At 56.3% G+C, this 15,208-nt stretch carries 10 protein-coding genes; 6 read left to right on the top strand and 4 right to left on the bottom strand.

Going from position 1 to position 15,208, the window contains the following annotated elements; translation table 11 throughout:
• Positions 1-17 precede the first annotated feature (17 nt).
• The 4 genes from HMPREF2756_RS09700 (at position 18) to mutM (ending at position 2,557) form a co-directional block, all read left to right on the top strand.
• Entirely contained in the window at positions 18-545 is a 528-nt protein-coding gene (locus tag HMPREF2756_RS09700; RefSeq protein WP_180950114.1) for a YceD family protein, read from the top strand.
• A gap of 30 nt (positions 546-575) precedes the next feature.
• Complete coding sequence (gene rpmF, locus HMPREF2756_RS09695; protein WP_004004885.1) at positions 576-779, top strand: 50S ribosomal protein L32; 204 nt, start codon at positions 576-578, stop codon at positions 777-779.
• Positions 780-796: 17 nt separating this feature from the next.
• Positions 797-1,483 carry a ribonuclease III gene (gene rnc / locus HMPREF2756_RS09690; protein ID WP_004004884.1) on the top strand — a complete coding sequence of 229 codons (687 nt, stop codon included), beginning with the start codon at positions 797-799 and terminating at the stop codon, positions 1,481-1,483.
• A 78-nt stretch (positions 1,484-1,561) separates the two neighbouring features.
• Positions 1,562-2,557 carry a bifunctional DNA-formamidopyrimidine glycosylase/DNA-(apurinic or apyrimidinic site) lyase gene (gene mutM, locus HMPREF2756_RS09685; RefSeq protein ID WP_070620700.1) on the top strand — a complete coding sequence of 332 codons (996 nt, stop codon included), beginning with the start codon at positions 1,562-1,564 and terminating at the stop codon, positions 2,555-2,557.
• A gap of 8 nt (positions 2,558-2,565) precedes the next feature.
• Here the strand turns inward: mutM and HMPREF2756_RS09680 are convergent, their stop codons facing one another.
• From HMPREF2756_RS09680 to HMPREF2756_RS09670, 3 genes are all read right to left on the bottom strand, one after another.
• Entirely contained in the window at positions 2,566-3,714 is a 1,149-nt protein-coding gene (locus HMPREF2756_RS09680; protein ID WP_070620697.1) for an NAD-dependent epimerase/dehydratase family protein, read from the bottom strand.
• A gap of 113 nt (positions 3,715-3,827) precedes the next feature.
• Complete coding sequence (locus HMPREF2756_RS09675; protein WP_070620694.1) at positions 3,828-6,758, bottom strand: alpha/beta fold hydrolase; 2,931 nt, start codon at positions 6,756-6,758, stop codon at positions 3,828-3,830.
• Positions 6,759-6,891: 133 nt separating this feature from the next.
• The gene (locus HMPREF2756_RS09670) at positions 6,892-7,965 is read right to left on the bottom strand and encodes a 3-oxoacyl-ACP synthase III (protein WP_070620691.1); all 1,074 of its coding nucleotides are present in this window, start codon (positions 7,963-7,965) and stop codon (positions 6,892-6,894) included.
• 444 nt (positions 7,966-8,409) lie between these two features.
• Between HMPREF2756_RS09670 and smc the strand changes: the two genes are divergently transcribed.
• Positions 8,410-12,027, top strand: a complete 3,618-nt coding sequence (gene smc, locus HMPREF2756_RS09665; RefSeq protein WP_070620687.1) for a chromosome segregation protein SMC — start codon at positions 8,410-8,412, stop codon at positions 12,025-12,027.
• Between the two features lie 83 nt (positions 12,028-12,110).
• On the opposite strand, the gene HMPREF2756_RS09660 is transcribed toward smc, so the two are convergent.
• Positions 12,111-13,715 carry an MFS transporter gene (locus HMPREF2756_RS09660; RefSeq protein WP_246825911.1) on the bottom strand — a complete coding sequence of 535 codons (1,605 nt, stop codon included), beginning with the start codon at positions 13,713-13,715 and terminating at the stop codon, positions 12,111-12,113.
• Positions 13,716-13,986: 271 nt separating this feature from the next.
• Between HMPREF2756_RS09660 and ftsY the strand changes: the two genes are divergently transcribed.
• The gene (gene ftsY / locus HMPREF2756_RS09655) at positions 13,987-15,102 is read left to right on the top strand and encodes a signal recognition particle-docking protein FtsY (RefSeq protein ID WP_004004877.1); all 1,116 of its coding nucleotides are present in this window, start codon (positions 13,987-13,989) and stop codon (positions 15,100-15,102) included.
• Positions 15,103-15,208 lie beyond the last annotated feature (106 nt).

The following is a 15,208-nucleotide window of genomic DNA, read 5'->3' as shown; positions in this document are numbered from 1 at the left end:
CTCAAAACTCCTCTGATTTGGTGGTGTCAGTCAAAAATCTGGTGCACCGTCCCGGATCTATGGAAACCCTCGACGAGGTTGTACAGGCACCCGCTGAGATGGGTAATGCCCTGATTGGTGTACAAGAAGGCACCGACATGGACCTGAACATTCGGCTGGAGTCGGTAGTAGATGGTATCCTGGTAAGCGGCACAACCGTAGTGGATGTACACGGCGAGTGTAGCCTATGTTTGGATCCGATTGATTACGAAATGTCGACCAACATACAAGAGCTTTTTGTTTTCGAGAAGGCCCCCTCTGGCGGCCCCGAAGACGAAGACGATGAGCAGTATGCCGTTGAAGGTGAATCTATTGACCTTGAACCGGTGCTGCGGGATGCAGTAATCCTTCAACTGCCGTTCCAGCCCGTCTGCCGGGAAACCTGCCAGGGACTGTGCTCTGAATGCGGAGCGCGCCTGGAGGAAGACCCCGGGCATCATCACGAGGTGTTGGATCCGCGCTGGTCAGCCCTACAGGGCTTGCTGAGCGAGGATACCGAAAACTAAATTGTTGTTACGAGAGAATGAGAGATAGCTGTGGCTGTTCCCAAGCGCAAGATGTCCCGCGCTAACACCCGCGCGCGTCGTTCCCAGTGGAAGGCATCTGTTCCGCCGCTGGTTAAGACTGTTGAAAACGGTCGCGTGACTTACAGCCTGCCTCACCAGGCAAAGGTTGTAACCGACGCTGCAGGCAATGCCCTGTTCCTGGAATACAAGGGCCGTAAGGTCGCCGACGCTTAATCACGCGAGTATTCCTGATGACTAACATTCCTAGCGAAGCTGGGGAGTTGCTTGAACGTCTCGGTGTCGATATTGACGCCGAGACGTTTTTGCTGTCTCTCACACACCGTTCCTACGCCTTTGAAAACCCCGGGGTAGAGCATAATGAACGCCTAGAGTTCCTGGGTGATTCTGTACTTTCTCTCGCCATTGCAGAGGAGGTGTACCGCCGCCACCCCGAACTTCCCGAAGGTGAGCTCGTGAAACTGCACCATGTGGTGGTTTCGGCTCCCGCTTTGGCAATAGCCGCCCGTAAACTAGAGTTGGGTAAGCATATCCGTCTAGGTAAGGGGGAAAGGCTTACGGGAGGTGCCGATAAAGATTCGATTCTTGCCGACACCATGGAAGCTATCTTTGGAGCAACGTACATCAGCTTGGGGCGGGAAGCCGCCCGTGAGCTCGTTCTGAGGTTGATTGCGCCCATGTTAGAAGACGAGCAAATTCTCAATTCTGGACGCGACTGGAAAACCGATCTGCAGACGCTGGTAACCTCGCGGTCTTGGGGAGATGTAACCTACGAGATCGAAGCAGAAGGCCCCGACCATGCTCGCGTGTATACTGCCCGCGCTATCGTGGCAAAGCAGACCGCGGGTACCGGAAGCGGACCCAGCAAGAAGGAAGCAGAGCGTCTCGCCGCAGAAGCTGCGTATCGCATACTAGTCTAAAAATAAGTTTGCGCCGCCCGGTGGGAGAAACTAGCTCTTGCGCCGAGTGGCGAGTTCATGACGCTGTGAAGGGGAGAGATGCCGGAGCTACCCGAGGTTGAGACTGTGCGTGAGGGTGTGCATCATCATGCTGTCGGTTGTGTAATCGAGCGGGTACGCATTCTCGATGAACGCTCTATTCGCCGCCATATCGGGGGTTCTGCGGATTTTACGATGCGTTTAGAAGGAACCCGTATTCGCGGGGCATATAGGCGCGGTAAGTATATGTGGCTCACGCTCTCTGCACCCGAAGACGAACCTTTCCCGAAGCGTGGCGACAGCGATGACATGTTACTGCCGTACGCGCTTGTTATTCATCTGGGGATGAGCGGGCAGCTGCTCGTGAAGACTCCAGAATTCCCCGCTGAGAAGCACCTCAAAATCGTACTTGAACTCGAACCCGCCAATGGTGATATTGGTAAAACCATCGAATTAAGGTTTGTCGACCAGCGTATTTTCGGTGGAATGTTCCTTTCGGAAGTAGTTCCCGGCATTCCTGCGGGCGCCTCGCTCGCTGGTGCGGAGGAAATACCAGAGGAGCTCTTGGTTCCTGAAGCTGTTGAGCATATTGGGCGTGACCCGGTAGATCCATACTTTGATGTGGCAAAGATTCGCCGCATCATGCTGCGTACCTCCAGCGGCATTAAACGCCTGCTTCTGGACCAGTCCGTGGTATCTGGGATCGGGAATATTTATGCGGATGAGGCGCTCTGGCGTGCCAGAATACACTACGCAAAACCCGCAAAATCTCTCAGTGCCGCCCAAACCCGGGAGCTATTCGCCGCCGTACACCAGGTACTGACCGAAGCGCTACACGCAGGCGGGACCAGTTTCGATGCGCTCTATGTGAACGTCAATGGGCAGTCCGGTTATTTTGATAGGTCCTTGAACGCTTACGGCCGTGCCGGCGAACCCTGCCGCCGGTGCTTAGAGGCTGGGCGCACCAGCATTATTGTGCGTGAACCATTTATGAACCGTTCCTCATACCGCTGCCCGCACTGCCAACGCACCCCGCGCGGGCTAAAAATCAGCTAACGTTTTTCCTACACTGCTGAAGAGGAACGTGAATATTTATCCCCGTAGAAAAGACCCAGACGACGGTACCCCTCGTCGATCGTAACGGTGGGCTCCCACTGTAAAAGTTCGCGGGTGAGCCTCTGATCGAACCAGTGCGCCGTTGAAAGCTGCTCCGCCAAAAATTCGGTCATGGGAGGTTCATCCCCGGCTGTTACCGACTTCGGCAGACGCCCCCACACCTTTTCGATCAAACGCCCCACAAAAGCCGCCGTCGGTGCGGGAACCGAGAAACGCGGCGCAGGAACCCCAACCGCCGTGCAGAAACCACTCATCAGCTCAGCAATCGTGCGGGGCTGACCATTTGTGACCACCAGCGCGCGCCCGGCTATTGACTCTAGGCGCTCGTAACCACGTACCAGCGCATCCGCCGCGTTATCAATATAGAGCGTATCGATCAGACCTGTGCCCCCGGAAAGCAGGGGCAGCCGCCCGGACTGAGCCCTATCTAGGATGCGCTCCACCAACTGAGTATCGCCCGGTCCCCAAATCAGATGCGGGCGTAACGCCCCCACGCGCAAGGTAGATCCCGAGGCGAGCTTCGTGCCGTTCGCCGCCAAAACCGCAAGCTCTGCCGTCGCCTTGGAACGAGCATAGTTTCCGCGAGCATGCTCGGGGGATGCCACCCCGTTCCCCTCGCCGATGAGAGCCGTTCCGGCATGAGCAACCGAAGGAGAAGATACATACAAAAACTTAGGAATCGAACGCTCTATAGCGGCATCCAGAAGAGCCTGCGTGCCCACAATATTGGTACGCTCATAATCCTCCCAATCGCCCGAAACCGAGACTTTCGCAGCGGCATGCACAATGCCGTCCACTCCCACAAGAGCCTGCTCAATAACCTCAGCATTATTAAGAGAACCGCGAACCTGATCGAAACGAGGGCGTATCGTATCTGGCAGCAGCGCTGCAATACCCGCATCACTGCGCTGGAATACGCGCACATCATACCCAGCACGCAACAGCGCGATGGCGGTTTCACGACCGAGCATACCGCTTGCACCGGTAATAAGCACACGTTCGCCGCTACGGGCAGCAAAATACGATTCATCGACAGGACGCAAAGACCGCGGCGCAGGGTCGGTATACCGAGCCGCTAAAGGAGCCGGGGTAGCCATAAAAGCCTCCAAAATTCAGGTTTCTCCTGATCTTCAAGAATCTACATGCGAACACACAACGGGAGAACAGTATCAGGCAGATTCTCTGCGTCCTCTCTCCGCTATCTTAAGAACTAAGCACCCGCAAGTACCTTTGAAGCCCACTCGCCAAGGGCAGGCCTATCAATCTTCGAGTTATGGCGAATATCGGTCGGATGCTCCTTGATAACCAACACAACCGCCAGCTCGATACCCGTATCGTCCTGAACGCGCTCGCGGATCTGTCGGCTCAGCTCGAAGGGTGCCTGCCCCTGCTTAAGCTTGCGGTCGGCGGCCTCAATGACGAGCACGGGTGCGGCGGTACCTGCAGGACCGACCGAGACCAGTGCGGCACGGCGTACCGCATCCAAGGTCTCAGCGGACTGCTCGGCGGCAACCGGGGTCAGCACACCTTGGGCAGTCAAAAGAACATGCGCTAAGCGCCCCTCAACCCAGAGACGACCGGCGGCATCCAGATGCCCCACATCGCCGGTGTGATGCCAGCCGGGGGTCGAAATCGATTGTTCTTCAGTCACCCACAGAGTATCGTAACGGTCTTTAACATGGGGAGCCGATACCAAAATCTCACCGGTCACACCCGGTTCGTGAGTCATCTCCGAAGCCACGGTTCCATCCTCCTGCAAAGGAGCGATCGCCACCGCCGCACCATATACCGCGTACCCTACACATACCCCATCTCGTGCAAAAGGATCAAGAATATCGCCCTCGGCATTCGGGGTTCCCTCAGCTAGTGCCTGGCGAATCATATCCAAAGATACATCGGTAACCGGCAGTCCCTCGGTCATACCATAAGGGGTGTGCAGCGAGGCATGAGGCATCAGCTTCGAGAGTTCGTCAAGCAGAGGAACAGGAATAGGCGCCCCAGCCGACAGCACAGTGGTGACCTCCGCTAGGGCTGTGCGCTGCGAATCGGTGAGTTCGGAGGCGCTTGCCACCACGTTCACGAGTGCCGCAGGGGAGGCGAAGACGGTGGATGCGCCAATCGCCTCGGTCGCGGAGGCTAACGCGGTTGCGGTGAGCGTCTTGGGCTTGGTCACATCCATCTTCGGGGTAACACTCGTAGCGCCCAGTGCCGGACCTAGAAGCGCGAAGGGTGCGAATCCAGCCACCAGACCTGACCCGGACTTGAACCCGTAGGTGTTGACGATGGCATCGCGCATACCCGCCAGCTGGCGCTGGGTGTACACAACACCCTTTGCGGGGCCGGTTGAGCCGGAAGTGTACAGGACAGCGGCATCCGCATCCGGATCGGGGTCGGGGAACTCGATAACCGCAGGAGTGGCAATAGGGGCGCTGAGTGTGTTTTCGGATGTTTTAGAACGCGCCGAATGTTTGTGAGCGGACTCAAAGACAGAACCTTCTACACCGAGCACCCGATCCTGGAATTTACCGAGCGGTTCTACGGAAATGCGGTGCCCGGGCCATAACAGGGATCGTGCGGCGGCGAGAGCGGCGGGAATGCCCACGATAAATTGCGGGTTGGCGCCCTTGAGTGCGCGCGTAAGGCCCGTAAGCCCCAAACCGGTATCCGCCACCACAATAACCGCGCCCAGTTTAAGGCACGCATAAATAAGCGTTGTCAGGCGTGACCCAGGTGGCACCATCAGATTCACACGGTCACCGGGACGTACCCCTAGGGCGTGCAGGCGTGCCGCCGCCGCATCTACATGCATTGCGAGCTGTTGCCACGTAAGCTGTGCTGCAACCTGGGTACCATCGCCTGCGGAGTCCATATCTACAATTGCGAGTGAGGTGTCCTGCGCGCGTTCGTTCAACGCTGCTATCATCGGGCGGAATTCTTCGTGTGCTGCTTCTTCGGAAGTTTTCAGATTCCGAATACGTTCGTCCAAAGCTCGCCGAGCCTCACGATGCTGCGCCTCTGCGTTGACCGGTTTCTCTAGATAACCCTCAACGAGCGTGCCGAAGTTCTGCCCCAGCCAAGCAAAGATAGGGGCGGCAATATCTTCATCTTCGGCAACTAGGTGCGACGCCTTTTCATAGCGGTGTACCTTGGCCTGGGGAAAACGATCCATCAGATCGAAGAGGTAGCGCCGCTGAAAAACCGGGTCTTTAGTACCCCACTGGAAGAATGCGGGAACCTTCAAATCCCGAACACCTTCCGCGATGCGCACCATATGAGCGTATGAGGGTATATCGGTTCCGGTGGGAATATCGCCCACAAAATTGCGGATACCCTCGCGCCACGCCGGATGCGCATAAGGCGCCCGGTAGGTGCGGCGAATCCCCTCGTGAAGTTTGCTGGGGTAAAGTGCACGCGGTTGGGATTCCTGTGGCCCAGCTAGAGCCTGTTCCGAAGAGCCTGGCTCACCTTCGGAGGGCACCCGGCCCTGGTTCTGCGCCAGCCCCAGAGTAACGTCTAGAAAAGTTGTAGAGTCTCGTGTACCCAGCTCGTGAACCCCCAAAGCTAGGCGCAGCGCCGCCGGGATGCGCTCAACACCATTGTGATATACGGCTGTGTTCGTGAGCATGACGCCCGAAAGAATATTTTGGTGTTCAAGCGCCCAGCCCAGCGAGACTAAACCGCCCCAGTCATGGGCGAGGGTCACCACCGGTTTATCGGTTTTATCCAGCCCGAGTTCGCGGGTAAAATCGCTCAAGTCTGCTATGCGGTCTTCAAGCGAGCGCCGTTCGTCCTCCAGGTCGAGGTGAGTGCGTTCGGAGTACCCCATATCGAGCTGGTCGACAGCGATAACACGCCACGGTGCTGTACTGTTCACGCCGGCATCGAGTACGGTACGCCACAAATACGACCAGGTGGGGTTGCCGTGTACGCACAGGATCGTGCCGATAGGGTCAAGCCCATGTTCCTGAAGCGCTGGAGTATTGTCGAGGTAATGCCACCGTCGTGCCTGCGCTTGGGCGGCCCGCAGCTCAATCGGGGCGGTGGTAGGTACCTCAAGCATGTGCGAGTAGCGAGGATCAACGCCCGTCCACTCGTGTGGGTTATATGGTGGTTGGGTCTTCGGGAAGTTAAGGTGGCGCATATACTGTCCTTGCTGTTGCGACGGCTCGTCGCCGGTGATATTCAGAGTACCTTGGCGTGGGGCTATGTACCGATACAGTGAGGAGCCCCGCACCTGCCGAGGCTCCCACGCGATGAGACGATACTAATTCACATTACCAGTCGATTTCCATGAGCGCAGTATTCAAACCGGAACCCACACCCATGCATAGAATACGGTCACCTTTTTTATAGGTGGGGGCGCATTCCGCAAGAGTCATGGGCAGTGCCGCTGCCGCTACGTTACCCCAAACGGGGAAAGTCAGCGGAATACGGTCGCGTTTAATGCCCACGGCTTCGATAATAGCGTTGGTGTGAGCATTAGAAATCTGGTGAGTTACATAGGAATCCATATCGGTCCACTTCCAGCCGTCCTCATGAGCTTGTTCCCAAGCCTGAGCTACCAGCTGCAGACCATGCTCAAGAAGACCAGCGGCATCAGTATTCATGCCCTGATCAGCTTCACCGCCAATACACAGATTACGATGCTCAGTTCCCGCACGCGATACCGAACCGATGATGCGGTGCCCTTCGGGATGCGCATCTGCCTTACCGAGTACCGCCGCCGCCGCGCCCGAGCCGAGGGTGAGGGTAGCAAACTGGGCGAGCACATCCTCACGAGATGTATGAGGCTGGCTCAAAATCCGCAGGGCGGTACGATGCCACGGGGAAGGATCTTCACCGGCAACAACGAGAGCGTAGTCAACGGCACCGGAATCGATCATCGTAGATGCCACAGTCATAGCGTTTACAAACCCTAGGCAGGCGTTCGTAATATCGAAGTTTAGGGCGTGACGAGGCAGATTAAGGCGGTCATGAATACCCACAGATACTGCGGGTTCAAAATTGTCGCGGGTTACAGAAGCATTAATAAGCAGCCCCACTTGATCCCGGTCAACCTTCGCAGCTTGAAGCGCTTTCTCTGCTGCAGCAACGGCACCATCTTCAAAAGTTTGGCCCTCAGCCCAGCCACGACGTTCGCTAATCCCCGCCAGACGCTCCAGTAACCCCTTAGGCATCTTCAGACGCTTATAAGTGTTGGACAATTGTTCGTCAAAATATGAGCTTGTAACTACACGGGGAGGAAGTTCATGCGCGATAGAAAGTAAAGCAGCGTTACGATGCCGGATATCAGAATTTACGCCGGGATTATCTGCGTCAGAAGTCGCGGCTGCAGTGTGTTCGGACAATCTGTATGACCTTTACAGGGAGGTACGTCTATGATGGGCACAACGAAGAAATAGCGGAGGCGCTGGTGCGCTCCCCGCATCGTCGACTTAGTTAAATCTACCGTACCCGCGCCCTAAAGTCCGAAATTCCGCATTCATGACTCCGTGCGCCGCATGGCAGACATCCCTAGAATATCAAGGCGTAAAGTTATTGTGCAGCCCTTGGCGGCTTCGAGATACGGAATATTCGTTCACCTATCGCTTAAGACCTTCAACTGGAAGCCGACGCTTCCCGGCAGATCAGGATGCAAACTTTCCTAAAGCCGGGCAACGTCCGTTGTGCATCCTTAAAATCTGGATGAGCTCGTTTCACACCCGGAACGCTGATGATGCATCTGAGTACAATAGAACTACTCTGCGCCTGCTAAAATCCCGGCGCGGTTTCCACCCAATGAAAGGCAATCCGTGCACCTGACTTCGCTCACCCTACGCGGCTTCAAGTCTTTCGCATCGGCCACCACATTTGAATTCACCCCCGGCATTAACGCTGTGGTAGGTCCTAACGGCTCAGGAAAATCAAATATTATGGATGCGCTCGCCTGGGTTATGGGGGAGCAGGGGGCGAAAACTCTGCGTGGCGGTTCCATGCAGGATGTTATTTTTGCGGGTTCTGGTACGGGTGGAGCCGAAAACGGCGGAAAATCCCAATTAGGGCGTGCCCAAGTTGTTTTGCGCCTAGATAATACAGATGGTGCGCTGTCGATACCCGCCGACGCTGTCGAGATCTCACGCACTATGTTCCGTGCCGGTGGCAGCGAATATGAGATTAATGGGTCGCCTGCTCGTCTGTCCGATGTGCATGATATTCTCGCGGAAGCTGGAATGGGGCGTGAGATGCACGTGCTTATCGGACAGGGTCAGCTCGATAAAATTTTGCACGCCTCTGCCGCCGAACGCCGCGAAATTATGGAAGAGGCCGCCGGAATCCTAAAATACCGCCGCCGCCAGGATAAAACCGCCCGCAAACTTGAGGCCATGAGTGCTAATCTGACCCGCTTGAACGACTTGGCTGCCGAGCTCAGCAACCAGTTGGAACCGCTTGGGGATCAAGCAGAGTCTGCGGCAACCGCGCGCGAACTGCAAGCGCGCATCCGCGAACTGCACGGCATACTAATCACCCGAGAAACCCATGCGCTCAACGCCCAAGTACAGGAACAGACCCGGCGACTTAGCGATACGAGTGAGCAGGCGCATGAACTCGATGAAAGCCGCGAAAAAATACGGACGCGGCGAAAAACCCTCGACGAGAATCTTGAATCAACCCGCCGCGAGCAAACGGAGGCGAACGCTCATCTAGCGCGCATCCGCGAGCTTGTGGCACGGGTTAACGCGGTAATTGCGGTAGCGGCTGAGCGTGCCCAAGCGGAAGAAAACGCTCCTGCTCTTGAAGACTATCGGCAGGAAGTTGAGCGCTGTGCACAACGCCTTGCAGAGGATGAAAAAAATCGTGACAGCGCGGCTGTTGAGCACGAAAAAGCGCAGACGGAGGCTCAGGAATCTGAACGTCGAGTACAGGAACTTACAAGTGCTCTCGCCACATTGGAAAACACCCGTGCTCAACACGAGGCTGAGCGTGACCGCGCTAGAAAACGCCGTGCCGAACTTGCTGAAGCTACCGCCGTGGCACGCGCCACCTATGAACGCGCTTGTGCCATGGAAGAGACCCGCCGTGCTGAACACGAAGACTTGAATGCTGAATTTACTCGTTTGGTCGAGACCGTGGCACACTCGGAGGTTGCCCTGCAGACAGCTGCAGCGGAAGAAGAAACTCACCAGCGGGATCTCACCGCTGCCGCTAGTGCACGAACTAAAGCCGAAGAAACCCGTGAAAAGGCCAGTGCCCAGGTATTAGAGGCCTCCCAAACATATGCTGGTGCCCATGAACGTGCCGCAACTCTGCGAGAAGCCCTTGGGCAAAGCCTAGATATAGCTGGCAATCTCTCGGAAGTACATCTTGATCAGCTTGTGCGTGTTTTCGAGGTCCTTACCATCGAGAAAGGCTGGGAGCGCGCCGCTTCTGCCGCACTGGCTGCCTTTGCATCGGCGGCAATTAACGCCCCGCAAGACACCCATATTTCTCGTCTTATCTCTGATGTTGGGAAGAAGACAGCGAAGACTAAGAAGCCATCTCGAAAGACAGAAGAATTAGCGGAAAAAACTCTGGATCTTTCAGATGTGCCAGATGCCGTAGCGGCGCTTACAGTCATTACTCCTGTCACAGACTCGGCAGAGAATTTACTCGATAAATCTGCCCGCACAGCTCTTAACGCGGCACTCTACGCCCGCCTGCACGGAGTTTACTTTGTGCAGGATGCGCCCGCAGCTGCCTTAGCACTTACCGCCGGCGCTTACCGTGTTTACGACAGGCAGGGAATCGAATACACCGCCTACAGTGTTCTGCACCCGGCACACGAACAGAGTGCCCTCGAACTTGCCGCCGCCGCGCAGACCTCCCGTGACGACGCCGAAAAAGCTCTAGCAAAACTCAACCGTGCCAAGAAAAAACTTACGGCCGCCGAACGCGCTCTCACCGCTGCACTCGAGACAGAACGCGGAATCGCCAAACTTCTAGGCGAATCCCGTGCCGCCCGCGCCCGCGCCGAGGCTGAACATGCGCGCATCCTAAGCCGATCCGAAAGTCTGCACGCAGAGATTGCGCGCGCCGCCGAAAAACTGCACCATGCCGCAGATGAAGCACAGGAACTTCAGAGCGCATACCAACAGACACGCGACGAGCTGACCGCCCATGAAGAAGCTCGTATAACGCATAGCATCATGGGGAGTGCAGAGGCCGAAGCCGACAGTACCCCGGATAATCCCGTCGATCTCGAAGGCTCTCTCGCGCAGGCACGCAAAACACTGCATGAGGCAGAACAGCACCATGCCCGCATCCAGGCCGAAGCTGCACAACGAGTCGCCGAAATGCATGCTGCAGAAGCCTCAATGGAACGCACCCGGGAGGTTTATAGCCGTGCAGAACGTGCTCTCACCGCGGCGCAGGCAGCGCGCGAGCAAGCGCATCGCCTAGCTACCGCAGCACGTTCACAACAGCGTCAAGCTCACGCGCTAGCTGATGCTCTAGCTGCTGAAGCAGAAACCTGGAAAAATCGTCTTGACGAAATCGCGCGCAGCATGGGTGAAACCGCAGAGCAACGCGCCGAAACTTATACCGAAGAACAAGACCTTGCGACGGCCCATCAAGCAGCCCTCGCCCTCATCTCGCGCGCCGAAACCGAACTCGCACGCCTCGAAATCCGTCGTGAAACTCTGGCAGAACGCTCACGGCTTCTGACCCAGCTGCCTCTCGACGAAATTCTGCAGACACACCCCAACCCAGACGAAAACGCCGAAGATTACGTACCCACCGAGACCATTCAAACACGGCTTGCTGCCACCGAACGCGAACTCGAAAAGCTCGGCAAAATCAACCCCCTCGCCCTCGAAGAATACGAAGCGCTTAGCGAACGACACACCTACCTGCGAGAACAAATCGCTGACCTCAAAAAATCTCGCGGCGATGTCATGACCGTCATGGACGAAGTCACCACCCACATTGCCGAAGTTTTCACGCAGGCATTCAACACCGTAAACGAGCATTATGAACGTATCTTCGGCATACTTTTCCCCGGAGGCGAGGGACGCCTGGAACTCTCCGACCCTGACGATATTCTTAACTCAGGCGTAGATATTTATGCCCGTCCGGCTGGCAAAAAAGTCAAACGTCTCTCGCTTCTTTCCGGAGGGGAACGATCGCTCGCATCCCTGGCGTTGTTAATCGCCATCTTTATGGCAAGCCCCTCACCGTTTTATGCCCTTGATGAGGTAGAAGCAGCCCTTGACGACCGCAACCTAGGGCGAGTCCTCACAGTACTGCAAGAACTAGGGGAGCGCTCGCAGCTCATCGTGGTAACCCACCAAAAACGTACGATGCAGATTGCACAAACCCTTTACGGCGTTTCGATGCGCAACGGTGTTTCGACTGTAATCTCACAAAATATGGATGAGCTGCGCGAGCTGCTCTAACGTTTTCTAAGCGCAAAATAAAATACTGTGGGCTAAGAATGCTCGAAGATGTTCTTAGCCCACAGTATTTTGTGAATGTTCCCCTACCTTCCGGTATAGTTCTCATCCGCCAGTTCGCGGGGCCAGTGTGGAGTGCGGAACGGTAGCCAGGTGAGTGAAGCTGCCAGGAGTAAACCTCCGCAGAGCATGAATGCAGGTGTGAAGCCCCACGTATCGGCAACAGTACCGGCGAGAAGCGGGCCCAGAATCATGCCGAAATCACTATGCATTTGGAAAGTTGCAAGCACGGGTGCTCCATCGCGTTTGCTACCGATCACATCGGCAACAGAGGCTTGCAGCGAGGGCGTGATCAGTGCGGCACCAGCACCCATACCCACGATGAGAGCCACAAGCATCCAAAGCGCCGAAGAAATACCAATAGTCGAAATGGCGGTTCCGGCGATAAGCAAACCGATAAAAATCATGATGCGCCGCCCCAAGTTGTCTGATAGACGCCCCGAAACGGTTTGGGTAAGAGCATTTGCTAACGAACCGACCGCCATCACCGTAGAGGCAAGGACGGTTCCCTCCGGTGCCCTAGACGCATCGCCGCCCGTCGCCAAATACGCCGCGAGCAGAGGAATCAGAGAAGACTGTATGCCTAAAACAGCCCAGCCGATCGTAAAGTTCGTGAAAAGCGCCGATCGATAGTTCGTAAATTTGAGTGCTTGCCGAACGGTCATCGTGGCTGGCATAGGGGGTTTCTGCCGGGGTGATTCCTTGCCCGAAGCCGGTACATCGGTTGCAGAAGCATCGTTAGTATCGGGGGAAGCTTTGGAGCCAGTATCATGCTGGGTGGGAAGACTATATGCCTCACGTTCGGCATCAATCTGATCGGCAGGAGGCATCATGAACCAGACGATAGCCCCAGCTACCAGCAGAGAGCAGCCGTAGAGGGCAAATGGCAGGCGCATCCCCAAGCCGCTGAGTGCACCGCCGACGACCGGCCCCATAATGTTCCCGAGCAGGAATGCGGTAGCGTAGTATCCCGAAACCCGCCCGCGCATATGCGAAGGTGCTAAACGCACCAGAAGACCCATCGCAGAAACCGTGAACATGACCGAACCGATACCCGCGAATGCGCGCGAAGCGAGCAGCACCCAGTAATCCCAGGCAGCGGCATTTACGAAGGACGAAACCGCCACAATAACCATGCCGCAGGTGTAGATAGGGCGCTCACCAAACCGTGAGATGAGCTTGCCCGCCCCCGGTGCGAAGATTAACCGCATGGCTGCCAATGCCGAGACCACAATCGTTGTTGCCGCTACTCCCACGTTAAAGCTACGCGCAAAACTGGGGAGTACAGGTGCTACGAGTCCGTACCCGAGCGCGATCATAAAAGATGCGGCAATGAGTACCTTCAACCCGGTAGGAATACGAGTTTTTGCGGGGGTTTCAGACGGTGCACCTTCAGCTTCGTCAGCCTTCGTGAGCTGGATGCGCCTGCCGCTCTCATCCTCAATAGTTGCGGATGCGATGGCATCCGCTCCGGGGCTGACGATAGGGATCGCCCCGGTTGCTGCACTCATGTAGTCCGGTGTGCATTGCTGCGTGCTGCCGGTATTGGAAGGTTTGTTCTTCCCGGTATCCTGCTGAGTTTCTGCGGGGGAGGAGCCTTGGGACTGTGCGTTGTGTTCGTGCGGGGTCATAACTCTTTCTGAGTATTTGGCGGTAGAACCACCCTGGCAGCGAAGCTGCCGTGCGTGTTGGTTAGGGGGAGCGCATCAGAATCTTGCCTGATACCGCTCGCTCTCACTAGTCTACTCTTCATAAGAATCGTCAGGCAGGAGAATTTTGTATGTTCCTCGCCTACCGCGAAACGCCTGAGTGAAGAGTCATTTTATGCGGAAGTGCGCTGCAGAACGGATTTTCCTTCACAAGCCCCCTTTTCATCTTCATACCAGCCGGTAAGCTAGTAGTGTGAATGAATCAATGTGGATAATCCTGGCAGTTGTGCTGGGTGTATTAGTGATTGCTGGCGTTATTTTCGCCTTTACACGCGGTGCTAAAGCGCCGCGTGGCGGGTATCCGAGCACACGTGATGCTGATGATACGCAGGCGGAAGACACATCGGAAGAGACCGAGCAACCAGCCTCCCGTTACGATATTCCTGATCCTTCGGCGGGGCGTCTGGTGCGGCTGCGTGCCCGTTTGGCGCGGTCGAACAACATGCTGGGCAAGGGGCTTTTGGCTCTGCTCTCACGAGATCGTATCGATCAGGATGTCTGGGATGAGGTCGAAGAGACTCTGCTCATGGCTGATTTGGGTGCTGAGCCGACAACCCGTTTGGTGGAGGCGCTTCAGAAGCGGGTGCGTGTGGAGGGAACCGATAACCCTGCCGCCGTGAAGAAGATGCTTCATGAAGAGCTTCTTGAGATTATCGGTCCCACAATGGATCGTGAGTTAAAGACCGAGGGCACCGACGGTAATCCCGGCGTGGTGCTTGTGGTCGGCGTGAACGGCGTAGGGAAGACCACGACGGTCGGTAAGATCGCCCGTGTGATGGTTGCGGACGGAAATTCGCTTCTGCTGGGCGCGGCTGATACCTTCCGTGCTGCGGCTTCCGAACAGCTGACGACTTGGGGCGACCGCGTGGGCGTGAAGACCGTGCGCAGCGAAAAGGAAGGTGCTGATCCTGCCTCTGTTGCTTTCGACGCGGTGAAGACCGCTAAGGCTGAGGGTATCGGCACGGTGCTGGTCGATACTGCGGGTCGCCTGCAGAATAAGGCCGGTCTGATGGATCAGCTCGGCAAGATCAAACGCGTGATCGAAAAGGAAGCCCCCGTGACCGAGGTGCTTTTGGTGATTGACGCGACAACCGGGCAAAACGGTATGGTGCAGGCGAAGGTTTTCGGCGAAATCGTGGACGTGACCGGTATTGTGCTCACCAAGCTCGACGGTACCGCAAAGGGCGGCATCGTGGTGGCTATTCAGGAAGAATTGGGTGTTCCCGTCAAGCTCGTGGGACTCGGCGAAGGCCCGGACGATCTGGCCCCCTTCGACCCCGAAGGCTTCGTGGATGCGCTTCTCGATTAGCGGCTGAACCCTGCTCTTGTGCGTCGTGCATTTTAGCGGAGCACATGATGAGGCGATATTTCCGGGAGCGTTTTCTTCATCTTAAATTGTTACCAGATGAAGAAAA

Source organism: Rothia sp. HMSC067H10 (assembly GCF_001810635.1).
GTDB classification, from domain to species: Bacteria; Actinomycetota; Actinomycetes; order Actinomycetales; family Micrococcaceae; genus Rothia; species Rothia dentocariosa.
Note: the sequence above shows the minus strand (reverse complement) of the source record. Positions and strands in the feature narration are given on the sequence as shown.